General features: G+C 73.5%; 30 protein-coding genes and 2 pseudogenes. 14 read left to right on the top strand and 18 right to left on the bottom strand.

Annotated elements, in window-relative coordinates; all coding sequences use genetic code 11:
- The first annotated feature begins 33 nt into the window (after positions 1–33).
- A complete protein-coding gene (locus AC5R91_RS02605) occupies positions 34–885 on the top strand; it encodes a class I SAM-dependent methyltransferase (RefSeq protein ID WP_495395477.1) in 852 nt (283 codons plus the stop codon).
- Between the two features lie 123 nt (positions 886–1,008).
- Here AC5R91_RS02605 and AC5R91_RS02600 read toward each other — a convergent pair whose 3' ends face one another.
- Positions 1,009–1,536 carry an alpha/beta hydrolase gene (locus AC5R91_RS02600; protein WP_495395476.1) on the bottom strand — a complete coding sequence of 176 codons (528 nt, stop codon included), beginning with the start codon at positions 1,534–1,536 and terminating at the stop codon, positions 1,009–1,011.
- 270 nt (positions 1,537–1,806) lie between these two features.
- On the opposite strand from AC5R91_RS02600, the gene AC5R91_RS02595 reads away from it, so the two are divergent.
- Complete coding sequence (locus AC5R91_RS02595) at positions 1,807–2,163, top strand: hypothetical protein (protein WP_495395475.1); 357 nt, start codon at positions 1,807–1,809, stop codon at positions 2,161–2,163.
- 296 nt (positions 2,164–2,459) lie between these two features.
- Positions 2,460–3,623: a GNAT family N-acetyltransferase gene (locus AC5R91_RS02590; RefSeq protein ID WP_495395474.1), complete on the top strand. Its 1,164-nt coding sequence runs from the start codon at positions 2,460–2,462 to the stop codon at positions 3,621–3,623.
- 144 nt (positions 3,624–3,767) lie between these two features.
- Here the strand turns inward: AC5R91_RS02590 and AC5R91_RS02585 are convergent, their stop codons facing one another.
- Positions 3,768–4,034, bottom strand: a complete 267-nt coding sequence (locus AC5R91_RS02585; protein WP_495395473.1) for a hypothetical protein — start codon at positions 4,032–4,034, stop codon at positions 3,768–3,770.
- Positions 4,035–4,518: 484 nt separating this feature from the next.
- Here AC5R91_RS02585 and AC5R91_RS02580 point away from each other — a divergent pair, with 484 nt between their 5' ends.
- The 6 genes and pseudogenes from AC5R91_RS02580 (at position 4,519) to AC5R91_RS02555 (ending at position 9,533) form a co-directional block, all read left to right on the top strand.
- Positions 4,519–4,734 carry a hypothetical protein gene (locus AC5R91_RS02580; protein ID WP_495395472.1) on the top strand — a complete coding sequence of 72 codons (216 nt, stop codon included), beginning with the start codon at positions 4,519–4,521 and terminating at the stop codon, positions 4,732–4,734.
- Between the two features lie 89 nt (positions 4,735–4,823).
- Positions 4,824–5,642: an SHOCT domain-containing protein gene (locus tag AC5R91_RS02575; protein ID WP_495395471.1), complete on the top strand. Its 819-nt coding sequence runs from the start codon at positions 4,824–4,826 to the stop codon at positions 5,640–5,642.
- 119 nt (positions 5,643–5,761) lie between these two features.
- Positions 5,762–6,616 (top strand): aminoglycoside adenylyltransferase domain-containing protein, encoded by an 855-nt coding sequence (locus tag AC5R91_RS02570; protein WP_495395470.1) that lies wholly within the window; start codon positions 5,762–5,764, stop codon positions 6,614–6,616.
- 125 nt (positions 6,617–6,741) lie between these two features.
- Positions 6,742–7,569: a MerR family transcriptional regulator gene (locus tag AC5R91_RS02565; RefSeq protein WP_495395469.1), complete on the top strand. Its 828-nt coding sequence runs from the start codon at positions 6,742–6,744 to the stop codon at positions 7,567–7,569.
- A gap of 101 nt (positions 7,570–7,670) precedes the next feature.
- Positions 7,671–7,991: pseudogene (locus AC5R91_RS02560) on the top strand (class I SAM-dependent methyltransferase); the annotation flags it as partial.
- A gap of 249 nt (positions 7,992–8,240) precedes the next feature.
- Positions 8,241–9,533: an alpha/beta hydrolase family protein gene (locus AC5R91_RS02555; RefSeq protein WP_495395468.1), complete on the top strand. Its 1,293-nt coding sequence runs from the start codon at positions 8,241–8,243 to the stop codon at positions 9,531–9,533.
- A gap of 80 nt (positions 9,534–9,613) precedes the next feature.
- Here AC5R91_RS02555 and AC5R91_RS02550 read toward each other — a convergent pair whose 3' ends face one another.
- The gene (locus tag AC5R91_RS02550) at positions 9,614–10,126 is read right to left on the bottom strand and encodes a methyltransferase domain-containing protein (protein WP_495395467.1); all 513 of its coding nucleotides are present in this window, start codon (positions 10,124–10,126) and stop codon (positions 9,614–9,616) included.
- A gap of 67 nt (positions 10,127–10,193) precedes the next feature.
- On the opposite strand from AC5R91_RS02550, the gene AC5R91_RS02545 reads away from it, so the two are divergent.
- Positions 10,194–11,429: an epoxide hydrolase family protein gene (locus tag AC5R91_RS02545; RefSeq protein ID WP_495395466.1), complete on the top strand. Its 1,236-nt coding sequence runs from the start codon at positions 10,194–10,196 to the stop codon at positions 11,427–11,429.
- Positions 11,430–11,484: 55 nt separating this feature from the next.
- Here AC5R91_RS02545 and AC5R91_RS02540 read toward each other — a convergent pair whose 3' ends face one another.
- The 9 genes and pseudogenes from AC5R91_RS02540 to AC5R91_RS02500 form a co-directional block, all read right to left on the bottom strand.
- Positions 11,485–12,156 carry a class I SAM-dependent methyltransferase gene (locus tag AC5R91_RS02540; protein ID WP_495395465.1) on the bottom strand — a complete coding sequence of 224 codons (672 nt, stop codon included), beginning with the start codon at positions 12,154–12,156 and terminating at the stop codon, positions 11,485–11,487.
- Positions 12,157–12,220: 64 nt separating this feature from the next.
- On the bottom strand, positions 12,221–12,919 hold the full coding sequence (locus AC5R91_RS02535; protein WP_495395464.1) for a DUF4865 family protein: 699 nt from the start codon (positions 12,917–12,919) through the stop codon (positions 12,221–12,223).
- Between the two features lie 21 nt (positions 12,920–12,940).
- On the bottom strand, positions 12,941–13,534 hold the full coding sequence (locus AC5R91_RS02530) for a TetR/AcrR family transcriptional regulator (protein WP_495395463.1): 594 nt from the start codon (positions 13,532–13,534) through the stop codon (positions 12,941–12,943).
- A gap of 53 nt (positions 13,535–13,587) precedes the next feature.
- A complete protein-coding gene (locus AC5R91_RS02525; protein WP_495395462.1) occupies positions 13,588–14,010 on the bottom strand; it encodes a hypothetical protein in 423 nt (140 codons plus the stop codon).
- Positions 14,011–14,240: 230 nt separating this feature from the next.
- A pseudogene (locus tag AC5R91_RS02520) lies at positions 14,241–14,787 on the bottom strand (SigE family RNA polymerase sigma factor); the annotation flags it as partial.
- Positions 14,788–15,037: 250 nt separating this feature from the next.
- Positions 15,038–15,949, bottom strand: a complete 912-nt coding sequence (locus tag AC5R91_RS02515; RefSeq protein WP_495395461.1) for a sigma-70 family RNA polymerase sigma factor — start codon at positions 15,947–15,949, stop codon at positions 15,038–15,040.
- 106 nt (positions 15,950–16,055) lie between these two features.
- Positions 16,056–16,724, bottom strand: coding sequence for a DUF2599 domain-containing protein (locus AC5R91_RS02510; RefSeq protein ID WP_495395460.1), 669 nt, complete (start codon positions 16,722–16,724; stop codon positions 16,056–16,058).
- A gap of 287 nt (positions 16,725–17,011) precedes the next feature.
- Positions 17,012–17,386, bottom strand: coding sequence for a fluoride efflux transporter FluC (locus tag AC5R91_RS02505; protein WP_495395458.1), 375 nt, complete (start codon positions 17,384–17,386; stop codon positions 17,012–17,014).
- The gene (locus AC5R91_RS02500; protein WP_495395457.1) at positions 17,383–17,961 is read right to left on the bottom strand and encodes a fluoride efflux transporter FluC; all 579 of its coding nucleotides are present in this window, start codon (positions 17,959–17,961) and stop codon (positions 17,383–17,385) included. The genes AC5R91_RS02505 and AC5R91_RS02500 overlap by 4 nt, the downstream gene beginning before the upstream one ends.
- A 436-nt stretch (positions 17,962–18,397) precedes the next feature.
- Between AC5R91_RS02500 and AC5R91_RS02495 the strand changes: the two genes are divergently transcribed.
- A complete protein-coding gene (locus AC5R91_RS02495; protein ID WP_495395455.1) occupies positions 18,398–19,279 on the top strand; it encodes a TIGR03620 family F420-dependent LLM class oxidoreductase in 882 nt (293 codons plus the stop codon).
- Between the two features lie 144 nt (positions 19,280–19,423).
- Here the strand turns inward: AC5R91_RS02495 and AC5R91_RS02490 are convergent, their stop codons facing one another.
- Positions 19,424–19,705: a GlsB/YeaQ/YmgE family stress response membrane protein gene (locus AC5R91_RS02490; RefSeq protein WP_009738533.1), complete on the bottom strand. Its 282-nt coding sequence runs from the start codon at positions 19,703–19,705 to the stop codon at positions 19,424–19,426.
- A 297-nt stretch (positions 19,706–20,002) separates the two neighbouring features.
- Here AC5R91_RS02490 and tatA point away from each other — a divergent pair, with 297 nt between their 5' ends.
- Positions 20,003–20,380, top strand: a complete 378-nt coding sequence (tatA, locus tag AC5R91_RS02485) for a Sec-independent protein translocase subunit TatA (protein WP_495395454.1) — start codon at positions 20,003–20,005, stop codon at positions 20,378–20,380.
- Positions 20,381–20,766: 386 nt separating this feature from the next.
- Here the strand turns inward: tatA and AC5R91_RS02480 are convergent, their stop codons facing one another.
- From AC5R91_RS02480 to AC5R91_RS02460, 5 genes are read right to left on the bottom strand one after another with little or no spacing between them, the layout of a single operon-like run.
- Positions 20,767–21,465, bottom strand: a complete 699-nt coding sequence (locus tag AC5R91_RS02480; protein ID WP_495397881.1) for a BtrH N-terminal domain-containing protein — start codon at positions 21,463–21,465, stop codon at positions 20,767–20,769.
- Between the two features lie 9 nt (positions 21,466–21,474).
- Positions 21,475–22,500 (bottom strand): IS3 family transposase, encoded by a 1,026-nt coding sequence (locus AC5R91_RS02475; protein ID WP_495392521.1) that lies wholly within the window; start codon positions 22,498–22,500, stop codon positions 21,475–21,477.
- Positions 22,501–22,505: 5 nt separating this feature from the next.
- Positions 22,506–22,850 carry a hypothetical protein gene (locus tag AC5R91_RS02470; protein ID WP_495395453.1) on the bottom strand — a complete coding sequence of 115 codons (345 nt, stop codon included), beginning with the start codon at positions 22,848–22,850 and terminating at the stop codon, positions 22,506–22,508.
- 25 nt (positions 22,851–22,875) lie between these two features.
- Positions 22,876–23,298, bottom strand: a complete 423-nt coding sequence (locus AC5R91_RS02465) for a BtrH N-terminal domain-containing protein (protein WP_495395452.1) — start codon at positions 23,296–23,298, stop codon at positions 22,876–22,878.
- Entirely contained in the window at positions 23,295–23,549 is a 255-nt protein-coding gene (locus AC5R91_RS02460; protein WP_495395451.1) for a GyrI-like domain-containing protein, read from the bottom strand. Before AC5R91_RS02460 ends, AC5R91_RS02465 begins: the two co-directional genes overlap by 4 nt.
- A gap of 1,032 nt (positions 23,550–24,581) precedes the next feature.
- Here AC5R91_RS02460 and AC5R91_RS02455 point away from each other — a divergent pair.
- Together AC5R91_RS02455 and AC5R91_RS02450 are read left to right on the top strand one after the other, a co-directional pair.
- The gene (locus tag AC5R91_RS02455; RefSeq protein WP_495395450.1) at positions 24,582–25,232 is read left to right on the top strand and encodes a DsbA family oxidoreductase; all 651 of its coding nucleotides are present in this window, start codon (positions 24,582–24,584) and stop codon (positions 25,230–25,232) included.
- Positions 25,233–25,270: 38 nt separating this feature from the next.
- Entirely contained in the window at positions 25,271–25,903 is a 633-nt protein-coding gene (locus tag AC5R91_RS02450) for an HD domain-containing protein (RefSeq protein ID WP_495395449.1), read from the top strand.
- Positions 25,904–25,914 lie beyond the last annotated feature (11 nt).

Genomic DNA, 25,914 nt, shown 5'->3' with positions numbered 1-25,914 from the left:
GGTACCACCGTGCGCTCTGCCAGAGTGGGCGTCATGGTCACCGAGCTCGCCGTCGACGCGTCGAACGCCACCCAGCTCGCCAGCTGGGACGGCGAGGGAGGCGCCTTCTGGGTCGCCCACGCCGACCGCATCGATGAGGGGGTCGCCGCATACCGTGACCGGTTTCTGGCCGCGGCCGCGATCGACGAGACGGCAACCGTCCTCGACGTCGGGTGCGGCAGCGGACGGACGGCCCTGGACGCCGCCCGCTGCGCGGCCGCCGGCTCGGTCCTGGGTGTGGACCTGTCCTCGGAGATGCTCGGGCTGGCCCGCCGGCGCGCCGCACGCGAGTACGTCACGAACGCGACCTTCGAGCAGGCCGACGCGCAGGTCCACCCCTTTCCCACCGCAGCCTTCGACGTCGCCGTCAGCCGGCACGGGGCGATGTTCTTCGGTGATCCCGTCGCCGCCTTCACCAACCTCGCGCGCGCCCTGCGCCCCGCCGGGCGCATCATCCTGCTGACCTGGCAGCCGTTCGAACGCAACGACTGGCTCCAGGCCTTCTTCACCTGCCTGGCCGGCGGCCGGGAGATACCCGTCCCACCGTCGGACGCGCCGAGCCCGTTCGCCCTCAGCGACCCCGACCGGATCCAGTCGCTGCTGCGTGCTGCCGGGTTCTCCGACGTCCAGCTGGAGGGCCTCGCCGAGCCCATGTACTTCGGTCCCGATCCCGACGACGCCTTCCGGTTCGTCTCCGCCCAGCACGCCGGACTGGTACGCGACCTCGACCCCGGCACCAAAAGCCGCGCGCTCGACGACCTGCGAGCCGACCTCGCCGCCCACCACACCCCACGAGGAGTCCTGTACGACTCGGCCGCCTGGCTCATCCAGGCCCGCCGGGACTAGAAGCAACTCGCCTCCAGGCCCCCGCCCCTGTCGTCGCGACCATAACGGGGCCTACCGGCGCCGAACCGCCGACCAAGCTATGTGAGGAACGCTGCACTGGTCCTCGTCGCGAGGGCACGCTCATCAGCGGGTGTCCTCCAGGCTCAGCAGCAGGTCGCCCATGGCGGCGGGCTGGGACAGGAAGGGGTGGTGGCCGGCGTCGAGCTCGACGACCCGGCCGGCCCTGCGGGCGAACTCGTGCTGCAGCCGGGCAGGGGTGCCCCTGTCCTGGGCGCACACGAGGTAGGTGCAGGGCAGATGGTGCCAGGCAGCCGCCCCGACCGGCTGCCCGGTCGCCTGGACGCTCTGGCGAGTGAGGTGAGCCGGCGCCTGCGTCTGGACGCCTGCGTCGCAGTCCGCCAGGAACGTGTCCACGAGCAGCTCGGGGCGGACCCCGAACGTCCCGGCGTCGACGTCGACGTCCAGGAACGGGGCGGGGGTGCCGCCGCCGAACTCCGACAGGCTCTGCCCGACCTCGGGCAGATAGCTGGAGACCAGCACCAGAGGGCGCACCGAGGCGACCCCCGCGGCGGCCTCCGCGGTCACGATGCCGCCGTAGCTGTGGGCGACCACAATGGTGGGTTCGTCGCCGTCGTGGAGCACGTGGCGCACGGCGGCGACAGCCAGAGATCAAGCAGCGGCTGCTCGACGCGTGCGCCGACCACGCGCTCGAGCATGGCCTCCCCGACCGGCTCGAGCCGCTGGCCTGCGCCGCCGGCACCTCAACCCGCATGCTGATCTACCACTTCGGCACCCGCGACGCCCCTGCTACGGGCCGTCCTCGCACACGCGCGGCAACGCCAGCTCGACACCTTCGGCGCCCTGCTGCGCGCCCGACCCGACGAGCCCTACACCACCACGCTGGACAACGCCTGGACCTCGATGACCGGCCCGGACGGACAGCCGTTCCTGCGGATGTTCGCTCAGCTGCGGGAGAGCTCGGTACAGCAGCTGTGGCCCGACTTCCGCCGTACCGCGACGACCGACTGGCTCGGGCCGCTCGCCGACGGCCTGGGCAGCATCGGCCGCCACGAGCTCGCGACCCTCGTCCTCGCGGTCATCCGCGGCCTGCTCATGGACCTCGACGCCACCGCGGACACCACCCGCACCGATCGGGCGTTCCACCACTTCCTCAGCACACTCGATCACCAGGGTGATGGCGAACGCTCACCGGCCCGCCGCGCCTCCGAACCAGCGAGCAGTGGCACGACCAGCACGAACGAGCCGATGGACACATAGCGCTGGGACAGGCCTGCCCACTATCGCTGCAGGTCCCGCGCCCGGGCAGCCCGCAGGCAACCTGCTCGACAACGTCAGCGATGTAGCGAGCTACTTGGCGGCTGGTGACACGGGCCCGAGCCCCGGGGAGGTCCGCACGTTCAGCCTGACCGAGGGTTTTTCGCCACGAACCCACGGCTTTTTCGATGATCGGATTCGAGTCCGACGTATTCGGCTCGCCTCCCTTCCAGGGTGCTCGGCACCGGGCTCCTGAAAAGTGTTGGCGGCGATGCGCACACTGCTGCCAGGGTTGGCCGGTGGTCGACGAGCTTCCTGACGGTCTGGTGACGCGCCATCCCACCCCAGACGATCAGCGACGTGTCCTGGCCGTCATGGACGCCTGGTGGGCGGGTTTCCAGGGCGACGCCGGGTCGCTGCAGCGCAGCCTGCTGCTCCCGCGGTTGTTCTTCCAGCACTTCACCGACAGCAGCTACCTGGTGGAACGCGACGACGGCCAGCTGGTGGCGTTCCTCATCGGGTTCGTGTCACAGTCCCAGCCCGAGATTGCCTACATCCACTTCGTCGGGATCGATCCGTCACTGCGCCGCCGCGGTGTCGGTGCGCTTGTCTACCGGCGGTTCTTCCGCCTGGCGGCCGCCCGAGGCTGCCGTCGGGTGCGGTGCGTCACCAGCCCCGGCAACACCGCCTCGCTGGCGTTCCACACCGGCCTCGGCTTCCAGGTCGATCCCGGTGACACCACGATCGACGGGGTCGCCGTCCACCGCGACTACGACGGACCAGGACTTCCTCGCATCGCCTTCACGCGGATGCTCACCGACCCGACGTCGCCGCCCCCACCGGCGATCAGAGACGTGCGGGTCTGCTTCCTCGGGGACTCCTTCACCGCAGGTGTGGGCGATCCCGCCGGCCTGGGCTGGGTCGGGCGCCTGGCCGCACACACCGAGAACAGCGGCCTGCAGCTCACCGCCTACAACCTCGGGATCCGCGGAAACACCTCGGCGCAGATACGGGCCCGGTGGCGCCAGGAGTGCCTGCCACGCCTGTCCGAGGCGCCGGAGGCCCGGCTGGTGCTGTCCTTCGGGGTCAACGACATGACCCCTGACGGCCAGGGCCTGCGTGTCCCTACCGAGAAGTCGGTGGCCAACCTCAGTGCCCTGCTCACCGAAACGCTGCCGGTCCTGCCCGTCCTGATGGTCGGACCGCCGCCCTCGGGAGACCCAGGTAGAGACGAACGCGTCGCCGCACTCGACGAGCAGTACGCCACCGTCTGCGCGGCGAAGGATGTTCCCTACGTCACCGTGTTCGCCGCACTGAAAGAGCAGCCGTCCTGGCAGCAGAGGATCGCCGCCGGCGACGGCGCCCACCCCGCGGCGGCCGGCTACGAGCAGCTCACCACCCTCGTCGTCGACCCCTGGCGACGCTGGCTCAACGATCCCCATGTAGGACAAAAGCGAAAATGATGAATGATGGCGGAAACACCCAGGGGGCGTTCAGCGGCCTCGCTGGGCCGCTCGTGGCCGGTCAAGCCAGGCCGCCGGGGTCGACACAGGTCCGTACGGGCAGAGGGCGCGACCCGCACGGACCTGCGTGACGCGGCACCGCTCTCAGCGGCGCCGAACGCCGGGCCGGTAGACCCGGGGCGGCGTGTAGACCACTGTGGGTCCGGAGGTCGGTGGGGCACCATAGACGGGCGCGGCCCCGTAGACCGCACCAGGCCGGTACACCCGGTGGGACGCGGCGACGACACCGGGCCGGTAGACCCTGGCGCTCCCCAGGGGCCGCGCCTGCGCCGCGACCGCGGGGAAGAGCGCGAAAGTCGCGGCAGCGGCAAGAAACAGGGCGAGCATCGACAACGTCCGTTTGAGGATCATGTTCTGCTTCCCGTCGTTAGGTTCACGGCTCGTGGAGACGCCGCTGGACACTGGACGGTGGCCACCTCGTCATGACGATATTCACCTAGGGGAGGGATTCGATCGCCGTCGGTTACATCATGGGGGAAGGGTTGGCGGGCGCGCCACTGGGGGCCGGCGTGAGGCGCAGATTCCGGCGCAGAGAACGAGCCGGCCTGGCTGTCCGCGAACATCGCCGCGAAGACCGCGGCCTTCTACGCCGCCGGCGGCGCTATGATCATCACTCCACGTTTCACCCGCTGGTCCTGGCCGGCCCCGGGAGCAGCTCATGGCACCCGACGTCGTTGCCATCCGGGGTTGTGTTGATCATTGTGCTCCTACGCTGCGCCTGCGCGTGAACCTGTGGCGTTGACGCAGCGGTTGGTGGCGGACAGCGTTCAGATCATCAGCAGCACCCCGGACAGATCACACGACGCGGTGACGGCCCGGCTGGCGGCGGTCACCGGTGAGCATCTCGTCCGGGCGGGTGCTCGCCGAGGCCCTCGCTCAGGTCACCACGTTCGACCTCCATCCGGCCGGGCCGAGTGGGGATCCCGGGACGGTCCGCGGAACAACGGAAAGCTACCGGGCGCAGTGCGCGCACGTCATCGGTCAGGGATCCACGCCATCCGACGGTCTCGACACGCTGATCAGCCGGCTGGTGAATCGGCTGACGACGTAGTTCGGCGTCCCTGGAACCCGACTGATCACGGACGTCGGACGGGAGTACTAGCCTGGGCGGACGGCGTCACAACCACCGGGAGCGGCACCATGCGCACGTTGACCAGCCAGGGCGAGCAGGCGGTCGCGGACCTCTCCGCCAGGTACGCCGTGAGCACCGACGCGGTGCGGGCCATGCTGGAGGCCGTCCGCCTGGGCGGCGGCACCATGGCGCAGTTCTCCCACCCCGAGTTCGGCGGGCCCGGGCAGTGGATGGCGGGCGGCATGACCATGGTCGGCGACATGTTCGACCACGGCCTGCAGGCGACGGTCAGCGGACTCGCGCGCGAACTGTCGAGCCTGCTGGCATCCACCCCGGTGTACGCGTCCGTGCTCGATCCGGTGTCCGCGAGCGAGCCCGGCCCGGTGTACCCGGCGAACCGCCGTACGGCGCAACCGGGTTCCTGGTGGCCGGCCGAGCTGGGGCGGCCCCGGGCGAGCGGCGGCCAGAGCGACTCCCGCTATGCGGTGTTCCCCCAGCTCAGCCGGCTGGCCGTGCAGAGCGGCACCGGGCCCGTGCGCGTCTACGACACGCTCGACCATGCCATCGGCGGCGTGCACCAGCAGCAGGGCGCCGAGCCGGGCACGCTGTCGTTCACCAGCCAGCACGGCACCTTCACCGTCGAGAGCCTGCCGGTGGCGAACCCGGCCCCCACGACGCCGCCCGCCGCCGAGTCCGCTGCCCAGCCCGCCGCGTCGACCACCGCCCCCGCACCGCCCGCCGCACCGGCCGCGCAGGCGGCCCGGTCCGCAGCCGACGCCGACGCGGTGCTGGCGACCCTCGACCGGCTCGGCGATCTGCACCGACGCGGCATCCTGACCGACGAGGAGTTCGCCGCGAAGAAGGCCGAACTCCTCTCCCGCCTGTAGCCCACCGGCTCTCACGCCTGGAGCCCCACCCCGCCGCGCCATGGGAGCGGACGGACCGTCCGCGCGGTCGGGCCGGCGGGCGGCCAGGCATGAGGCGACCGGAGGATAGGTTGTCCGACATGCCGGCCAACGATCTTCCCGCCGAGGCCCGTCAGGCGGCGGAGGTGTTCCTGGCGACCGCCGACGCGTTGGCCCCTGGCCTGGTCACCGGCTTCTACCTGGTCGGATCGGTGGCCCTGAACGATTTCCATCCCGAGGGTGTCGGCCGCGGCCGGCTGAGCACCGCCAGCGACCTCGACGTCGTCGTGGTGACCGACCGACGCCCGGGCAGCGGTTCCGACAGGGCGGCGCTGGCCGGGGCCCACGCCCGCACCGTCGCCCAGTTCCCGCGACCGCACCTCGACGGCGTGATGGTCACCTGGGCGGACCTCGCGGCGGGGCCGGACGGCTGCCCGGACGTTCCCTGCGCCCGGCAGGGCCGGTTCGTGCCGGCCGGACGGTTCGCTGTCAATCCGGTGACGTTCTGCGAACTGGCCTGGCACGGCGTCGCGGTGCGCGGGCCGCGGCCGGCCGCGGTGGAGGTGTGGGCCGACCGGGCGGCCCTGCGCGCGTTCACCGCCGACAACCTGCTCTCCTACTGGCGGCCGTGGTCGCAGACCGCGCGGCGCCGGCGGCCCCGGGCCCTCGCCGTCGGCCTCACCCCCTGGTTCCCGGTGTGGGCGGTGCTGGGGGTCAGCCGGCTGCACCACACCCTCACCACGGGGGCGATGACCTCCAAGTGCGGCGCCGGTCGGTACGCCAGGGACGCGTTCGACCCGCGCTGGGCACGCCTGATCGACGAGAGTCTGAGCCTGCGCACCGGCGGTGCCGAAGGTCGGCGTGGTTACCGGGACCCGCTGGCACGCCGCCGCGACACTCTGGCCTTTCTCGACGCCACCGTCGACTCCGCGCTCGCGTTGGCCGCCGCGCCCTGACGACCACGAGTCCTTGGGGCACGCCGTCGCCTGCCGTCGCGGCGCCGGAAGCCGGGCGGGCGGCATGACGGCGGGGCGCTCGCGTTGACCCTGACACGGTGGCAGGCCGTAGACCGGTAGGTGTCATGTTCAGCATCGGAGACTTCGCCCGCCGCGGGCTCGTGTCGGTCCGCATGCTGCGTCACTACGACGCGATCGGACTGCTGCGGCCCGCCCACGTCGACCCGGTCAGCGGCTACCGCTTCTACCAGGCCGGCCAGCTCGCCAGGCTCAACCGGATCATCGCCCTGAAGGACCTCGGCCTCACCCTGGCGCAGGTGCGGGCGATCCTCGACGAGCAGGTGAGCGTCGCCGAACTGCGCGGCATGCTGCGACTGCGGCAGGCCGAGCTCGCCGCGGCGATCGCGGCCGACACCGCCCGGCTGGCCCGGGTGCACGCGAGGCTCCGCGCGATCGAAAGCGAGGGACACATGCCCACCGACGAGGTTCTCGTCAAGCGTCTCACCCCGGTCCGGGTCGCGGAACTGGTCGCCACCGCCGCCAGCTACGCCCCCGAGGACATCGGACCGGTCGCCCGACCCCTGTTCGACGACCTGGTCGACCGGCTGGCCCGCGCCGGGGTGACCCCGACCGGACCCGCGCTCGCCTACTACACCGACGCCACCCAGGGCGAGGGCATGATCAGTGTCCACGCGGCCCTGCCGGTCGTCGCCGCGCCCGACTGCCACCCTGACTTCGCGCTCGTGGACCTGCCCGAGGTTCCCGCCGCGGCCACCCTCGTTCACCACGGGTCCATGGACGAGGCGGTCTCCAGCGGTCAGGCCCTGGCCGCGTGGATCGACACGCACGGCTACCGGGCCGTCGGCTACCCCCGCGAGCTCTACCTCGCCTGCCCCCCGCACGCCCCCGAGCGGTGGGTCACCGAACTCCAGGAGCCGATCATGAAGCGCTGACCCGACGACACCCAGCCCGACGACACCCGACCCGACCGCACTGGTCCGATCCGGCCCGCAGACGCGGCGGCCCACGCGGGGGCAGGGGCGGGGGCGCGGCGATGACCGACTCCGCGCCCCCGCGGCGGCGCTACGCCGACGATGTGCTCGGCGGCCCGACCGACACCGAACGCGCCCGGCTGGCCGCGATGGCCACCGTCTGCGACCCGACGACGATCCGCGTCCTCGACGAACGCGGCGTCGGCGTCGGCTGGCGATGCCTGGAGGTGGGCGCCGACGGCGGATCGATCGCGGCGTGGCTGGCCGACCGCGTCACCGGCGCCGACGCCGATTCCCCCACCGGCCCGGCCACCGACGCCGGGGCGGGCCACGCCACCGAGGCCGGCCACGTGGTCGCCACCGACGTCGACACCCGCCACCTCGATCAGCGACGTCGGGGTCGTCATGGACGTCGGGCTCGCGTCTGACAGCGCGGCGCGGTTCCGCGGAACACCACGATCATCAGATTTGGGCTCAGGCTGAAGCATTTCCGTACCCCGCCGATCACACACAACCACCCGTAGTTGCCGAGGCAACCGAGACAGGCACCGGCCAACAGGTGCGGTGTCGCCTGGCGGACTACCCGTCCTGCACGCTAGGCAACCTCAGCACCACTTAGAGTGCGAGCAGTGATGGCAATCCTCCGCGCGGTGTCCCTCGCCGCAGCGATCCTCCTGCTCCCCGTCGCCGGTGCCGGCAGCGCCGTGGCGGCTGTGCCCCCGCAGGGCCCGTCGTCAACGCAGGGCCCGTCGTCAACGCAGGGCCCGGCGACGGTGGCGGGGCTGGCCCTGCCTCGCCCCACCGGGCCCCTCGCGGTCGGCCGGGACACGCTGCACCTGATCGACCGCGACCGACGCGACCCGTGGGTGCCCGGTGTCGCGCGGGAGCTGATGGTCGACGTCTACTACCCGGCGCAGGCCGCCACCGGCACTCCGGCCCGCTACGCCACGGTCGAGGAGATCCGCCGCTACCTGGCCGCGCTCGGCCTGGCCGACACCCTGCCCGTGCAGGCGCTGGCCGACACGCGCATCGCCAGCCGTGTCGGGGCGCGCCCGCTGCCCGGGCGCCGGGCGCTGGTGCTGCTGTCCCCGGGCCTGGGGGTGGGGCGCCGCTCGCTGACCGGGCTCGCCGAGGACCTCGCCAGCCGCGGACTGGTCGCCGCAACCGTCGACCACGCCTACGAGTCGGTCGGCACGGCGTTCCCCGGCGGGCGGATGCTGACCTGCGTGGCGTGCGACCGGATGCGCACCGACGCCGACTTCCGCGCCGCCAGCCGCGGGCGCGCCGCCGACCTGTCCTTCGTCCTGGACAGCCTCACCGGGGCGCACCCGGCGTGGCGCGGCGCCCAGTTCATCGACCCGGCGCGCGTCGCCGCGGTCGGGCACTCCCTCGGCGGGTCGGCGGCGGCGTCGCTGCTGCTGCACGACCGGCGGGTGCGCGCCGGGGTCGACATGGACGGCACCCTCGGCGAGCCGGTCGGCGCCGGCGGGTTCGGCGGGCGGGCGTTCCTGCTGCTCGGCGCGACGACGGACCATCCCGGCACCAGTACCGGCACCGGGACGGCGGGGGCGGGAGCAGGGGCGGGGGTGGACGACGATCCGAGCTGGGCGCAGGCGTGGGCGCACCTGGGCCCGCCGCGGCTGTGGCTCGACGTCGACGGCGCGGACCACTTCAGCTTCACCGACGATCCCGTCCTCGCCGACCAGCTCCCGCTGCCCCCCGCCGCGGCGGCAGCGGCACCGGCGCAGGCGTTGACCGGACGGCAGGCGCTGGCGATCACCCGCGCCTACGTCGGGGCGTTCGTCGAACGCTGGCTGTGTGAGCGGACGCAGCCGCTGCTCGACGGGCCGAGCCGGGTCTACCCGCAGGTGCGTGTCGTCGGCCGGGACCCTCAGCCCACCGCCGACACCACCCGCCGGCGGTAGGCCGTCGGAGTGTCGCCGGTGTGCTGGCGGAAGGCGCGGGTGAAGGCGCTGGCGCTGTCGAGGTCAGCGAATCATCGAGGTCAGCGACACCGGGCCTGGACGGCGAACATCATGGCACCAATGGCGAGGTTGTTCTCGTCGCCGGTGAGTGACCACCACTCGTCCACTTCGTGCTGCGTCATCAGCTCGGCCTGGATGATGCCCTGTTGGAACTGTTCCACGAGGAGCTGCCAGGGTAGCCACGACTGGCTGGTGCTGCGGGACTGAGTCCCGCGGTACTGGGCGGATACGTCGGCGAGGCCGAGGCTGAACACGTCGCCAAGGAGCCGGCGGCCATAGGTCGCGTCGAACCCGCCCCTCTCACCCATGAGCTGCTGCAGAGCACGGACCATGGCGATGTGTATCGGCGCCTCGGGAACGATCAGGTCTGCGCACGTCCAGTCGACTTCCTCGACCAGAAGCCAGCCGCCGGGTGCGACCGCTGCCGCCAGCCGCCGCAGCGCGTGCAGATGGGGGTGTAGGTGTGCTATCAGTAGCCGCGTGTGTACCAGGTCGAACTGCGCGGGCGGAAGGTCGTCGACCATGACGTCCATGCACCGCACATCGACCCCGTCCGGCAACTCGCCGAGGAAGCGGATGTCGCGGTCGGAGAATCACGCCATGACCCCCCTGCGCGCCTTTCCCCTGGAGCCCGCCCCGATCCATGTGTCCGACGACGTCCTCGATGATCTGCGCGCCCGTCTCGCGCTGACCCGTGCGCCGGTGGACGAGGGGAACGGGGATTGGTCCTACGGCGTCCCGGACAGCTATCTGCGTGAGCTTGTCGCCTACTGGCGGGACGGCTACGACTGGCGCAAGGCCGAGGCGGCCATCAACGCCCACGAGCACTACCAGGTGAGCGTCGCCGGTGTCCCGGTGCACTTCATGCGCAGGCCCGGCCGCGGCCCCCGCCCGATTCCGTTGATCCTCACCCACGGCTGGCCGTGGACGTTCTGGCACTGGTCGAAGGTGATCGACCCGCTCGCCGACCCGGCCGCGTTCGGCGCCGACCCCACCGACGCGTTCGACGTCCTCGTGCCCTCCCTGCCCGGCTTCGGTTTCCCCGGCCCGCTCACCGGCTTCCCGGACGTCAACTTCTGGAAGGTCGCCGACCTCTGGCACACCCTGATGACCGAGACCCTGGGCTACGAGAAGTACGCCGCCGGGGGCTGCGACATCGGCGCGATCATCTCCAGCCAGCTCGGCCACAAGTACGCAGGCGAGCTGTACGGCATCCACATCGGCTCCGGGCTGCCGCTCGACTTCTTCACCGGCCCCCGCGCCTGGGACCTCGCCCGCAACCGGCCCCTCACCGACGACCAGCCCGCCGACGTGCGCGCCCGCATCATCGAGCTGGACCACCGCTCGGCGTCCCACCTCGCCGTGCACACCCTCGACGGCGCCACCCTGGCCCACGGCCTCGCCGACTCACCCGCCGGACTGCTCGCCTGGCTGCTGGAACGCTGGAACGCCTGGAGCGACAACGGCGGCGACGTCGAGTCCGTCTTCACCAGGGACGACCTGCTCACCCACGCCACGATCTACTGGGTGAACAACTCCATCGCCACGTCGATGCGGTACTACGCCAACGCCAACCGCTACCCCTGGGCCCCCGCCCACGACCGCACCCCTGTCGTGCAGGCCCCGGTCGGCCTCACCTTCGTCACCTACGAAAACCCGCCCGGCATCCACACCACAGGCGAGCGGGTCCGGGCGTTCACGACCGGCCCGCAGGCCGCCTGGTTCAACCACGTCAACGTCAACGCCCACGACCACGGCGGCCACTTCATCCCCTGGGAAAATCCCGACGCCTGGGTCAGCGACCTGCGCCGCACCTTCCACGGCCGCAGGCCCTGAACGACCCTGCGGGTTCCTCTGGCGACAGGCCAGATGAACAGGGATGCGTGACCGGTCAGGAGGCCGGCCCGCGGCGGGCGAGCAGGACGGCGGAGGGGAGCCGTTCGGTCGCGTCGGGGTTGCGCAGCAGCCGGGCGGACTCGACGAACCCGGCCCGGTGCAGCAGGGCGGCGATCGCCCCCGGCGGCCAGCGGTGCGACGGGGTGACCTGGTGGGGATGCGGCTGGGGGGCGTCGGTGCCGGCGTCGGCGTCGGCGGCCTGGAAGGCAAGCAGGACCTGGCCGCCGGGGGCGAGCACCCGGGCGAACTCGGCGAACAGCGCCGGCACCCGCGCCGGCGGGGTGTGGATGATCGAATACCAGGCGACGACGCCGCCGAGGGCGCCGTCGGCGAGCGCGAGGCGGTGCATGTTCCCCACCTCGAAGCGCAGGCCGGGCCGGTCGCGGCGGGCCAGCTCGATCATCCGCGGGGACAGGTCGACGCCGAAGGCGTCGACCCCGAGCTCGCGCAGGTGGGCCGTGATGTGGCCGGGACCGCAGCCGAGGTCGGCGACTTCGGCGGGCGTGCCGGTGGCGGTGGCGTGGGCGAGGACGAGTTCGGCGAACACACCCAGCAGCGCCCGGTCCAGCGGGCGGCGGGCCAACTCGCGGCTGAACAACTCTGCGTAGAGTTCGGCGACGCCGTCGTAGGCGTCGCGGGTCACGCGCAGATCCGGCTCCTCACCCATGGTCGATGATCATAGTGAGTCCGGGTGCAGCCGCCGGCCCCGGTCGGGGCAGCGGCCCGGCGGGCTACCAGCCGCGGCCGCTGGGCAGCGGTGCCGCGCCCGGCGCGGACACGTGCAGCACCTCGTAGCGCTCGGTGGCCTCGCCGTCTCCGGCGGCGGCCGCGGCGTCGGCCCACAGCACGAACCGCGTCAGCTCCCAGCGGCGGGGGTCCAGGGTGAGCGCGGCGGTGCGGACGCCGGCGCGGCCGGCCAGGGCCGCGAGCGCGTCGATCTCGCCGGCGACGTGGGCGGCGAGCCCCGAGCCCGAGCCGTCGTCGCGCGCGTCGGCGTCGGCGGGCAGCGCGCTGACCCGCCGCGAGGCCGCGGTCGGCGCCGCGGCCGAGGTGGCCGGCGGCGGCGCGCCCGCGTCCCTGGGACGAGCCGGCCCGGTGTCCGACGCCGGCCCGGTGTCCGACGCCGGGCCGGGGACGACGGCGAGGACGGTGCCGTGGGCGACCGCCGGGCGGCCGAAGGAGCGGATGATCCGGTCGAAGCCGCCGCCGCCGACGAGGAAACGGCCCATCGCGCCGGCGTCGTGCCACAGGTAGAACGGCGCGTACTGGTTCACCGCGGCACCCGCGACGCCGCGCTCGCGGATCGCGTACGTCTTCAGGGCGAGCCCGGCCCGGTCGTCGAGGGCATGGCCGGTGTCGGCGACCCGGCGACGGATGATCTCCATGTCGTAGTCGGCGGGCAGGGTGATCTCGTACTGCATCGCGTACATGTCTGCGTCCTGTCCTGGTCGCTAGCCGGTGGGTGCCGCCGGTGCGGTGTGGGCCGCCAGCAGGGCGAGCAGGCCGTCGACGGCCTGGACGAACGGCGCATCGCCGCCGGCGGCGCGGGCCAGCACGTACCCGCCCTGCAGCACCGCGACGATCGTGGCGGCCGTGACCGCCGCGTCGAGCCCGACGAGCTCGCCGGCGGCCGTCCCCTCGGCGAGCACGGCGCCCAGGCGCGCGCGCAGCCAGGTGAACGTCTGCTCGACCGGGCGGCGCAGCTCGGCGTCGGCCATCACGTCGGGGTCCTGGGTGAGCCGGCCGACGGGGCAGCCGCGCAGCACGTCCCGCTCGCGGCGCAGGTAGGTCTCGATGCGGGCGAGCGCCGGCCCGTCGGCGCCGAGCTGGGCGTCGGCCGCCGCCCGCAGCTGCGCGGCGGTCCGCTCGATCGCCGCCCGTGCCAGCGCCGCCTTGCCGTCGAAGTGGTGGTACATGCTGCCCTGCCCGACCCCGGCGTGCGCCTGGATCGCCCGCGGGCTCGTCCCGACGTACCCGCGTTCCCACAGCAGCACCCGCGTGCTCTCGATCAGCCGCTCCGCCGCGTCCACCCGACCAGTGTACATACCAGTAGGTACAGGAAAGGGAATCGGACGATGGCGCCACCCCTGTGCCGCGTCTAGCCAGTGGCGGGGGTCGCGGGGGCGGCCGGGCCGCCCGTGGGCGAGGCCGGCGTCACCGGCGGCCAGGACGAGAGCGAGGGCAGGGGCACGGCGGTCTGGGTTGCCGATCCCGTGTCGCACACCGGCACCTGGCCGCATGGGGTGGGCGTGGACCGGGCGAGCAGAGTGCCGGCGGAGTTGTCGGCGTAGAACGTCAGCGGCATCCGGCCGAGGGCCTGGTACCGGGCGAGATCCGGGGTCGTGACCTGGATGCGGGTGATGAACGCGCCGGTCGAGGGCTCGAAGGGAACCACGACGGCGTCCCCGGTCGGGAGCACGGCGACGAGCAGGGCGACCTGGGGGGACACCTGGCCGACGGCCCACCGCCGCGCGTTCCACTCGCCGAGCCGGCCGGACCCGTCGTCGCCCGAGCTGACCACCTCGACAGGCCTCGTGGGCGGCTTCGTCAGGTCATGGCGAGGGCCTGACCAGAGGATCGGGCCGTTGATGCCGGTGAGGTCGGGGACGGTGGTGAGGTCGGGGACTGCGGTGAGGTCGGGGACTGCGGTGAGGTCGGGGACTGCGGTGAGGTCCGGGACGGCGGCGGGTCCGTTGACGGTGCCTCCTTGCGTGGAGCGAGGGGTGCCCGATCCCGCAGGCCCACGGGGGGTCCGACCTGGGGTGGGCCTGGTGGGGCTGGTGGGGCTGGTGGGGCGGCGACGCCGGCGATCGCGGGGTGGATGCGTAACTTGGCGAGGCCCTTCGCGGCCTGACTTTTCACCGTGCCGACCGACCAGCGCAGCAGCGCGGCCACCGCGGCCTCGGACAGGTCCTCGCAGTAGCGCAGCACGACGACGGCCCGCTGCCGCGGCGGCAGCATGGCGAGCGCCGCGGCAAGCCCCGCCCGGTCCTCGACGGCGGCGAGCTGCGCCGACGGCTCCGCACGCTCCGGCGGCACGTCGACGAGCACGTGGCGGACCCGGCGACGGAACCCGGTGGGTATTGGCGTTGACCATCACCCGGCGGGCGTAGGCGTCGGGCCGGTCGTGGCCGCGCACCCGCGGCCAGACGACGAACACGCGGGTCAGCGTGGTCTGGGTCAGGTCCTCCGCCTCGCCGGCATCGCCGGTCAGCAGATAGGCGAACCGCAACAGCTCGCCGGCCCGCGGCGTGAAGTACGCCGTGAACCCGCCGTCGTCGCCCTCGTCCGTGTGCAACACGACCTCCCTCGCCCTACAAAGGCCGGCGGGCCGCCTCCAGGTTGCCCGGCGTCCCGAAATTTCCGCGAGCGTTGCCCGGCCGTAGGCGGTGGGGCGGCCGTACGCAGAGTCAGGGCAGGTCCAGCGCGGCGGTGAGCTGGGCGCTGCCGTGAGCTGGGCGCTGCCGTGAGCTGGGCGCTGCCGTGAGCTGGGCGCTGCCGTGAGCTGGGCGCTGCCGTGAGCTGGGCGAGGTGGCGCCGCGGCGGGCTCAGGTGAGCAGGTCGAGGTCCAGGGAGCGCAGGCGGTCGGGGTCGGCGAGGATGTCGATCTCGGTGATGCGACCCCCGCTGATCGTGAAGCCCATGACGGCGAACGGCCGCCCGCCGCTCATCGTCACCAGCCCCGCGGTGCCGTTGACCAGCGCCGGGCGGGCGGCGCGGCCGAAGCGGCGGAACGTCAGCGCCCGGGCGGCGACGGCGCGTGCCCCGCGGGTCCGCCCGGAGCCGGCGGCCCCCATCCCGGCGGCGCCCCGGTCGGCGCGCAGCACGACGTCGGGGTCGAGCACGGCGACGAGGGCGTCGAAGTCCCCACCGCGGGCGGCGGCGAGGAAGGCGTCGACGACGGTGCGCTGGCGGGCCAGGTCCACGTCGGGCGTGGTGGGCGCCCCCTGCACCCGGCGCCGGGCCCGGCTGGCGAGCTGACGGGTCGCCGCCGGGGAACGCCCGACGATCGGGGCGATGTCGTCGAAGGGGACGGCGAACATGTCGTGCAGCACGAACGCGAGCCGTTCGGCCGGGCCGAGGGTCTCCAGGACCACGAGCAGGGCCAGGCCGACCGCGTCGGCGATCAGCGCCTGCTGGGCGGGGTCGACGCCGTCGGCGTGGCTGACGATCGGGTCGGGCAGGCGGACGAGGTCGTCGAGGGGATCCTCGCGGCGCGCGGTGCGCGAACGCAGCATGTCCAGGCACACCCGCCCGACGACGGTCGTCAGCCAGCCGCCGAGGTTGGTCACGGCGTCGCTGTCGGTGCGGCTCAGGCGCAGCCACGCCTCCTGCACGGCGTCGTCGGCCTCGGCCAGCGAGCCGAGCATGCGGTAGGCGACCGCCCGCAACTGGCCGCGGTGCGCCTCGAACCGGGCCGCGAGCAGCTCCTGGGCGCCGTCTCGTACCTGCTCGTCCATGATCGCCTTCCGTCGTCGCGGGGTGTCGCAACCCTGACGGATCACAGGCCGCCGACGTGACGCCTCGGCGGCCTGTCGTAGCGCCGCGGGCCGGCGGACGCGCGCGTCAGGCGTGCTCGCCGGCGACGGTGTGCCGGGGTGCGACGCCGTCGGGCCGCCAGACGCGGGCGGGTGGGCCGGTGGGGTCGGTGCCGAGGGTGTTGCCGCAGCGGGTGGAGATCCACGTCGACATCGAGTTCGGTCGCATCATCGGCCGCCAGCTCTCCAGGTCATAGGTGTCGCCGGTGGCGTACCCCCGACCGCCGCCCAGCGCGGGGATCAGGGCCAGTTCCTGGTGACAGGTCAGTTGGGCGTGCAGGCTGTCGGTGACGTCGCGGCCGAGGGTGGGCAGCGTGGTCACGCAGCCGCCGATGGCCGTCCAGATCGCGTCGGTGGCTTCGCGGCGGTCGGCGTGGCGGGCGGCGGAGGTGGGCCGCACCGAGATCCGCAGCCGGCCGTCGGTCCACTGTTCGACGACGATCTCCTCGACGTAGCGGCTGGCCCCGCAGTACGGCGTCGCCGCCGCGGGCGCCACGGCGGGGGGCCGCGGGGGCGCCGCGGCGGCCGCGGGGAAGGACGACGCGGGGGTCGTGGCCGCCGGGGCGGGGCGGGCCGCGGCGTCCGCGCGGGTGGGGCCGTCGGCGCCGGCGCCGGAATGGCAGCCCGCGAGCAGCCCGCACATCAGGGCCCCGGCCACGGCCAGGGTCATCGGCGTGGGCAGCGGCCGGCGCCGCACGCGGCGTCCCGGGTGGCATGGCGGGTGGCATGGCGGGTGGCAAGGCGGGTGGCATGGCGGGCGGCGTCCGGGGCGAGCGGCCAGGTGGTGGGCCGGGTGGCGTTCCGGGGTCGGTGGGACGCGGGTGGCGGGCCGGGCGCCGCCGCGGCGCAAGGGGGTCGGCGTCTGCACGGGCAGAAGGGTAGGTCCGGGCGGGGCCGCCGGGCGCGACCGACCCCGCCCACCGGATCGGCGGGTGCGCGCTCGGGGCGGCGGGTGGGGGACATGTCCGGGCGTGGCGGACGCGGTCATCCCCACAGGGCGCGGGCGAGGGCCACGCCGGCCGCGGCGGCGCCGACACCGGCGAGCAGGCTGGCGGCGACGGTGAGGGCGGCGAGGCGGTGGCGGCCGCCCTCGACCAGGCGCAGGATCTCGTAGGACAGCGTCGAGTAGGTGCTCAGCGCCCCGCACAGCCCGGTGCCGACCAGCAGCGCCACCCGCGTCGAGGCGGCGCCGGCGGCGACCGCGCCGGTGACCAGTCCGAGCACGGCGCTGGCCACCGTGTTCACCGTGAACGTGCCCCAGGGCAGCGGGCTGTCGTGGCGGGCCTGCACGGCCCGGTCGGTGAGGTAGCGCAGCGGGGCGCCCACCGCCGCGCCGAGGATCACCAGCAGCCAGCTCACCGCCGTCGCCGCCCGGGTGGCAGCAGCCGGCGGGTCGCGGCCGTGGCCGCCCACACCGCGACGAGCGCCACGGTCGGGGTCAGCGCCAGGGCGGCCAGGGCCGCACGCGGCCGACCGTCGTCGAGGAGCCCTTCGACGTCGACGGCGTAGGTGGAGAAGGTGGTGAACCCGCCGAGGATCCCGGTGCCGAGGAACGGGCGGGCCAGCGGGTGGGCGAGGCGGCCGGCGGCCAGCAGGGCCATGAGCACGCCGATCGCCGCGCAGCCGACGGCGTTGACCGCCATGGTGGTCCAGCCGAACGCGCCGGGCTGGGTCGGCCAGGCCAGCGCCGCGGCGTAGCGGGCGCTGGCCCCGAGGGCGCCGCCGGCGGCGATCGAGCCCAGCAGCGGCACCGGCCGGGCGCGCAGTTCGGCGCGCTGTGCCGGCAGGTGCAGGTCGACGTCGGGATCGGCCGCGGCAGTGGCAGTGGGAACCCCAGGATCGGTCACGGCCTCGGGATCGGTCACGGCCTCGAGATGGGTGGGGGTTGCGGGCCGCGCGCGGGCCGCGCGGTGCGGTGCGGGCCGCTCGGCCATGCGGTTCCTCCCTGCGTGGGCGCCCGACCGGCGGGGCCGGGCGCAAGCCGTGTACACGCAGGGACCGTTGGCGGCGCGCTGCCGCGGTTGGACTACGGCGGGCCCCACCGCCGCCGGCGGCCGCCGCAGGGCGGGCACCGTCCGGGAGCGACTCTACCGGCCGACGGACGGGCCGCCTGCCGGCCCCCGCGGTCCGGCGCTGCGCGCCGGCCGTGCGACCGGCCGCCGGGCGGAGGGCGGATGGTGGAGGCGGACGGTGACGGGGGAGGGATGTGGGCTGCCGAGGTCGCGGTTGCGCGCCCCGCCCGCCCTGTTCGATCGCCGTCGTACACTAGGCGGTGTGTTCGGTGACCATCGAACACATCGTGAGGGGTGTCCGGGCCGAGCGAGGGCCCGGGGCCGCGCCGGCAGCGGCGCGGAGGTGAGGAGGATCGTCATGGCGGTGTTGTTGGGGCGCGTGGGCGTGTGGTCGCCGTCGTTCGCCTGGACCGAACCGGACGCCGTCGCCGCGGCGGCGGCGGAGCTGGACACCCTCGGCTACGGCGCGCTGTGGATCGGCGCCGCTCCGGCGGACCTGACCCTGCCCGAGCAGGTGCTCGCCGCCAGCGGCCGGCTGGCCGTGGCCACCGGGATCGTCAACGTGTGGACGACCGAGCCGGCCCCGCTCGCCGCCGCCTACCATCGCCTCGACGCCGCGTACCCGGACCGGTTCCTGCTCGGACTCGGCATCAGCCACGCCCGGGTCGCCGAGGCGCTCGGCCGCGAATACACCCGGCCGCTGGCCCACCTCGCGCAGTTCCTCGACGGGCTGGACGGCGCCGACGATCCGGTCCCGGCCCAGGCACGGGTCCTCGCCGCGCTGCGACCCCGGGCGCTCGAGCTGTCCGCGCGCCGCGCCCGCGGCGCCCATCCCTACCTGGTCACCCCCGAGTACACCGTCGCCGCCCGCGCGGCACTCGGCGACGGTGTGCTGCTCGCCCCCGACCAGAAGGTCGTGCTGGCCACCGATCCCGGCGACGCCCGCGAGCTGGCCCGGTCGAACCTGCACTACTACCTGGCCATGCCCAACTACGTCGCCAACCTGCAGGCACTGGGCTTTGACGCCGACGACGTCGCCGGGTCGGGCAGCGACCGGCTCGTCGACGCCCTCTACGCCTGGGGCACCCCCGCGCAGGCCGCGCAGCGTGTGCGCGACCATCTCGACGCTGGCGCCGACCACGTCGCGGTGCAGGTCATCTCCGCCGACGTCGACCTGGTCACCCGCACGGGCCGTCCCACCGTCGAGGAATGGCGCGCCTTGGCCGCCGAACTGCTCTGATCCACGCGGCCTGACAGCGGGTCCGCGGAGCCGACCCGGGCAGGACGAGCCGGTCCGGCACCGACGAGGCCCGGCACCCCGGGAGCGGGGGGCCGGGCCTGAGGTCGCGGCCGGGAGGCGGCGGGTCAGCCGAGTTGCGGCGGGTCAGCGGTGCAGCGCGTGGCGGCGTCCGCCCACCGCCCGCCAGACGAGCAGCACGACGATGGCGCCGAGGATGGACCCGACGACGCCCGAGGGCTGCAACGCCCCTTCGCCGAAGTCCTTGTCGAACAGGACGTAGCCGAGGAAACCGCCGACGAACGAGCCGACGACGCCCAGCAGGATCGTTGCGGGGATGCTCATCGGATCGGGTCCGGGCACGAGCAGGCGGGCCACGGCCCCCGCGATGAGACCGAGTACCACCCAGGTGATGAGGGTCCAGAGCACAGCGGGCCTCCGACAGATGAGGATCAGCGGCGGGGTTGCCGATGATCGGCGATGAGATCGACCGCGATGTACCCGCCGCCGACGATCCGTCAAACATCACCTCGCCGGTCAGGCTGACGACAGGGCACCCGCGGCGGATGGGACCCCTGGCCGCAGCGGCGGGTGTGACCCGGCTCGGACGGCCCCGCTCGGACGGCCGCCAGGGCGGGCCGCCGGATGCCCCGCCCGTCGCCACGGCGGTGCGGGCGGCCGTAGCATGCCCTCAGGGCCGGCGGTGGGTCCGACCCCGTCCGTAGGATGGTTTTCGTGGGTGACATCGGTACGCCTGAGCTGCTCATCATCATCGTCGTCGTCGTGGTGCTGTTCGGGGCGAAGAAGCTCCCCGACGCCGCCCGCTCCCTGGGCCGCTCGCTGCGGATCTTCAAGTCCGAGATCAAGGGCCTGCACGACGACGACGACGCGGCCCCGGCCGCCGCGACCCCCGCCGCACCCGTGCACCCCGCCGCCGTGAGCCCAGCCGCGCCGGCCGTGCCGCCGCCGGCCCCGGCCGCCGACGCCGCGGCGGTGGCCCCCGCCCCGCCCTCCCTGGCCGCTCCCGGCGCCGCCGCAACGGTCGCCGGGCCGGCTTCGGCCGCGGACGGCGCGGTGGACGGCCGGCCCGCCGGGTCACGCTGAGCACCGCCGCCGCAGTCCACCTGCTCTCCCTGCGCGGCGCAGCCGCGGGTCGCCGTCGCGCTCACGGCGGGCGTCGGGGAGCGTGATGCGTCCTGGCCTGCTGGTATGCCAGTAGGCTGGGCACGAGTTCGTGTCGTTCACCCAGCACCGCCCGCGCCGCCTCGGCCAGTCGTGCGCACCGGGCCGCTCGGCGATCGCGGTGAACCGATGGGCGGGGCGTGGGCGATCCGGGGCGGCAGGGTCTGCCGCGCCCACGGCGGCGCCTCGCCGAACGCGCGGGCAACCGCCCGGACACGGCTGCTCGTCGACGACCTGCATCGGGCCTACGTCGGCGAGCGGCGCGCGCACGAGCAGCGGCTGCGGGACTGGCGGTGGGGCGCGCTGCCTCACGCCTCCAGGCAGGACAACGCCTGCATAGCCTCACGCTCAAGGCGCGAAAGAGCGCCAAGGATCGTGCTGGCTTGTTTGAGGAACTGCGTCTCGCTCGATTCGCCAGCCTTCTTGATCAGTGCCGCCACTTCCGTCCACAGGGTGGCTGCCTCGGTGTACAGCGTGTGAGCAGTGCGCAGATGGCCACTGTCGAGCAGATCGGTGCATTCGGCGAGGAAGTCGCGGTAGAGGTTACGGAACAGGGCACCGCCGGTGCCGGCCTTCTCCATCAACAGGGCAGCCTGCGGCAGGTCCCGCTGCGGGGCGGCGGTGCGCTGGAACCATGTGCGTACCAGCTTGCCGGCCTTCTCGATGCCTCGGTGGCCGAGGTTGGCAATGGGCGGGTTGAGGAAGGCATGGGCGCAGGCGGTGATGGCAGGGATGATCTGCCCATGTGCGGAGGGTAGGTCCCTCTGAGCGGTGAGGGTGAAGGACCGGTGCTGGGCGGTCATCGGGCCGCGCTCGGCCCTGGCCTGGGCGAGGCTGGTCAGGCTGGTGGATACCGCTCCGCCTTGCTGGTCGGTGTCCACCAGGTAGGCGCAGCGGCCGTCATAGCCGTACATGGCGACGACGTGGCCGCCGAAGTGGACCTTCGACTCGAAGTAGTCCAGGTAGTAGCTGTCGAGCTGTAGTCCGACGGGGTGGCCGGCGTCGATCGGTAGGTGTCAAGTCAAATGAGACAGTTGGTCGTTGCTCGGCTGGCTCGGAACTGGCTGGTTGATCCACACGGTCTCGGGTAGCCGGGGTGGCCGTGGCCGGCGGGCGAACCGCTCGGGATGCGTGGCGTGGGCGCGGTCGAGGGTGGCCTGGCGGTGGGCCTGGACATCGTCGGCGGTGCCGAAGTGCACCGAAGCGGGCGTGTGAAACCCGATCCCGGAGTGGCGATGGTCGTGGTTGTAGGCCGTGAAGAACCCCTCACAGAACGCCCGGGCGTCGGCCAGCGACCCGAACCGGTCCGGGAAATCGTAGCTGTACTTGAGCGTCTTGAACTGCGCCTCGGAATAGGGATTGTCATTCGACGTTCGTGGCCGGGAATGCGACCGGTGGACGTTGAGATCGGCGAGGAGTTCGGATACCTGCTTCGAGACCATCGCCCCGCCACGGTCCGCGTGGATCGCCCGGGGCGCGGTACCGTTCCGCGTGATGGCGTCGGCGAGGAAATCCTTCGCGACCACGGCGTCCTCGCCGGCGGCGACGAGCCAGCCGGTCACATATCGGGAGTAGATATCGAGGATCACGTAGAGCTTGTACCAGACGCCTTTCGCGGGTCCTTTCAACGCGGTGATGTCCCACGACCAGATCTCGTCCGGGCCGGTCGCGGTCAGCTCCGGGCGGACCCGGGCCGGGTGGGTCGCCTGGGCGCGGCGTTCCCGGGTCTGCCCGGCCGCCCGGGCGATGCGGTACATCGTCGACAGCGAGCACCGGTACCGGCCGGCGTCCAGCTCCCGTGCCCAGACCTGCGGAATCGCCAGGTCCTGGTAGACCGGGCTCGCCAGGACCGCCAACACCTCGGCGCGTTCGACGTTGGTCAACGCGCCCGGCGGCGGTGTCCGCGCCAGCCACGGGCCGTGGCGCCGGCCGCCTGGTGCCGCATGACGGTAATACGTTGCCCGTGACCGGCCCGTGTGGGAGCACGCCCGGCTCACCGGCACCCCCGCGGCGCGCAGCTCCTCGAAAGCACCATCCAACACCCGGTCTACGGCCGTTCGGTGTCCGCGCTCCCGGAGATCTGTTCCAAGAGCGCGCGCGCTTTTCCCATGATATCCAGCGCGGTTTCGGTCGTCGCCAGCCGGTTTTTCAGCCGTTCGTTCTCGCGGCGCAACTTCTCCAACTCGATCTGCTCCGCCGATTTCCCGGGTTTCTTCTCCGGACCGAGAGCCGCGGTGCCTGTTCCGCCCAGGGCCCCCGCGTCACGGGCCCGGGTCCACTCCACCAGATGCGAGGAGAACAAACCCTCCCGACGCAGGACCGCTCCTTTCTCCCCATGCGGGGCGTTCTCATACTCGGTGACGATCCGCAGCTTGTACGCAGCGCTGAACACTCGCCGCGACGGACGCGGCGCCGGATCATGCCGCGGCGAGGACCCGCCCGGACGGTCCTGCGACTCTGACTCCACGAACACAAGGATCTCCGATCACGTCCCCCGTAGCCAACCCGCACCCAGCGGGTGTCTCACCCGAGACTGACAGGGAGGGGATGGAGGCCACCACGTTCTCCCATGCCTTGCGCGGGGATGTGGTCTCCTGGACCAGGAGTTCCAGCCCGAGCCTGGTGGCCAGGTTTCTGGTGATGTCGAAAGCCTTGACCCGTCCCCCGAGAAAAGGGAAGCCCATGTTCTTGCTGTCCCAGTAGATGAAGGACAGACCGGAGCCGAGGCCGAAGAGCATGGGCTCCGACAGATCGAGTCCTTGGTGGCGCAGCAGCACTCCCAGGGCTGTCGTCTCGCAGTGCTGCGTACCGCGGGCATCGATGTCTACCACCGTGGTCATGTCATCCTCTCCCGGACCGGGATGATCAGCCGGGTCATCAGTTCTTCTTGCGGTGCCTCCGCCGGTCCGACGAGATACGCCTCGCGTAGGGGTGCCTGCGGGCGCAGTCCGCGCTCGTGGATGGCGGCGAAGAGAACGTAGGCCAAAGGCAGTTGGGTGTGGGACCCGACGTGCATGGTCTCGGCGACGACTCCGCCGGGCAACCCCTCGAACTCCAGGCTGGGCATGCCTTCCCCCGGCGGGATCTGCACTCCGACGGCGATCTCCCGGAGGTCGGCCTACGCGCACCGGGTGACCGAGTTCCCGGCGAACGCTGTGACCACCAACGCTGTGACCACCCAGGCTGCGACAACCCTCGCCCGGCGACGTCGGACGCGACGGAGCCAGACGCGACACAGCCAGACGCGACACAGCCAGACGCGACACAGCCAGACGCGATACAGCCGGACTCCACACGGCAGGCGCCGGCCGGACCGGCACCGTCGCCGGGCGCCGGCGGCGGACCGGCCGGGCCGCGGCGGCGCCGCCCGCGTGCGGGGGTGTGCGCCGCCGGGGGGGTGACCGGATGTGGCTCCCGGTCCGGGGTGGCAAGGGCGAACCGGTCTCGCGCGCCGCGCACCCCACGCAGGCGGGCGCCGTCCCCGGTTGCAGGGCGGGGCGTCCGCCGGTGGTGCGGCGCCTGCATACCGACCGGAAATGCGGCGCATATGCACTGCCATAGGCGCGGGAATCGGCGGCCGTCACCGGGCGGGCGCGGATTCCCGCCGCGGCCGGCGGCACGGGCGCCACGGCGGGCGCCGGCGGCGGCGGATCGGCACGCCCCCGCCGCCCTCGGGCCGCCGCCTCCGAGCTGACCTGCGCCGTCGGCACCGGCCCGGCCCGGCGCCGCCCGTCCGGGTGCCGGCCGCGCCGGGCGTCGGCGCCGCGCCCGGCGGCGCCCGCCCCGGCGGTGCGGGCCGATCCCGACGCCGCACGCACACAGCACGGACCATGCCGCGACCGGCTGTTCACCGAGCACGGTGCCGAACGCGGTCCGCGCCGCGCCCCCGCCCGGGGTCGGCCCGGGCCGGGGCGGGCGGGGGCAGCGGCGTCCGGCGACATGCGGCGCGGGTTCCCGCGGACGGTGTGCGCGGTTCATCAGCAGCGGGCAGGCCGCGGCGCAACGCCGGTGGTGTTCACTCGAACCGGTGGCGACGCCGAGGGTCCGCCGTGCTGCGGTGCGCCGATCGTCGGAGCCTGGGAGCCGCGGACGAGAAGCGGCGAGAAGAGGATGGTGATCCGCCGTGCGTGTGGACATCTGGAGTGACGTCGTCTGCCCGTGGTGCTACGTCGGCAAGGCCCGGTTCGAGCGGGCGCTCGCCGCGTTCGCCCACCGCGACGAGGTGCAGGTGCGCTTCCACTCCTACGAGCTGAACCCGACCCTGCCCCGGGGCCGGTCCGAGTCGCTGCTCGTCGCGCTGGCCCGCAAGTTCAGCGACGTGCCGGCGACCGAGATCGAGGGCATGGAGCACCGCGTCGCCGACGCCGCCCGCCAGGAGGGCCTGGCCTACCGGTCCGACCGGCGCAACGGCAACACCTTCGACCTGCACCGGGTGTTGCACCTGGCCGGCGAGGCGGGCCGGCAGGTCGAGGCGGTCAGCGCACTCAACCAGGCGCATTTCGGTGCCGGCCGGGACGTGTTCGACCACGACGTCGCCGTCGAGGTGTTCACCGCCGCCGGCCTGCAGGCCGCCGAGGTGCGCCGGGTCCTGGCCGGCGACGACTACGCCGAGCGGGTGTTCGCCGACGAGCGTGCCGCCCACGACATGCGCGTCACCGGAGTGCCGTTCGTCGTCGTCGACCGCACCCTGGCGGTGTCCGGGGCGCGCCCGGCGGACCTGTTCACCCGCACCCTCGACCAGGCGTGGGCACGGCGCGCCCAGCGGGTGGCATGACCGATCCGTCGCCCCCCGCGCTCCGGTACGGTCCTGGCATGGTCATCGCGGAGCCGCCGCCGGAGCAGTCGTGGGACGTCGCCGTGGACGCCGACGAGCTGCACCACCGGCACGCGCCGTCGCAGCCGGCGTTCACCCTCGTGCACACCCACTGCCGCATCGTGTGGGACATCGCCGCCGGGCTGCTGGCCGCGGGCGCCGCGCCGCAGGCCGACAGCGGGCTGGTGCGCACCGGGGCGCTGCTGCACGACATCGGCGTCTACCGGCTCTACGACGACGCCGGCCAGCTCGATCACGCCCAGTACGTGCGCCACGGGGTGCTCGGCCATGAACTGCTCGCCGCCGACGGGCTGCCCGAGACCGTCTGCCGGTTCGCCTCCTGCCACACCGGCGTCGGGCTGACCCGCGCCGACATCGCCGCCGGTGATCTGCCGCTGCCCCCGGGCGACTACGTCGCGCAGACCGTCGAGGAACGGCTGGTCATGTACGCCGACAAGTTCCACTCGAAGAGCCATCCGTCGAGTTTCCTGACCGTCGACGCCTACCGCGGCTACGTCCGCCGCTTCGGCGCGGACAAGGTGGCCCGGTTCGACGAGCTGACCGCCGAGTTCGGCGTGCCGGACCTGGCCGCTCTCGCCGCCCGCCGCGGGATGACCGTCCGCGGCGGCTGACCGGCGGCGGT

Source organism: Frankia sp. BMG5.60 (assembly GCF_059428125.1).
The sequence above is the reverse complement of the archived record's forward strand: the minus strand, read 5'-3'. Positions and strand labels throughout refer to the sequence as shown.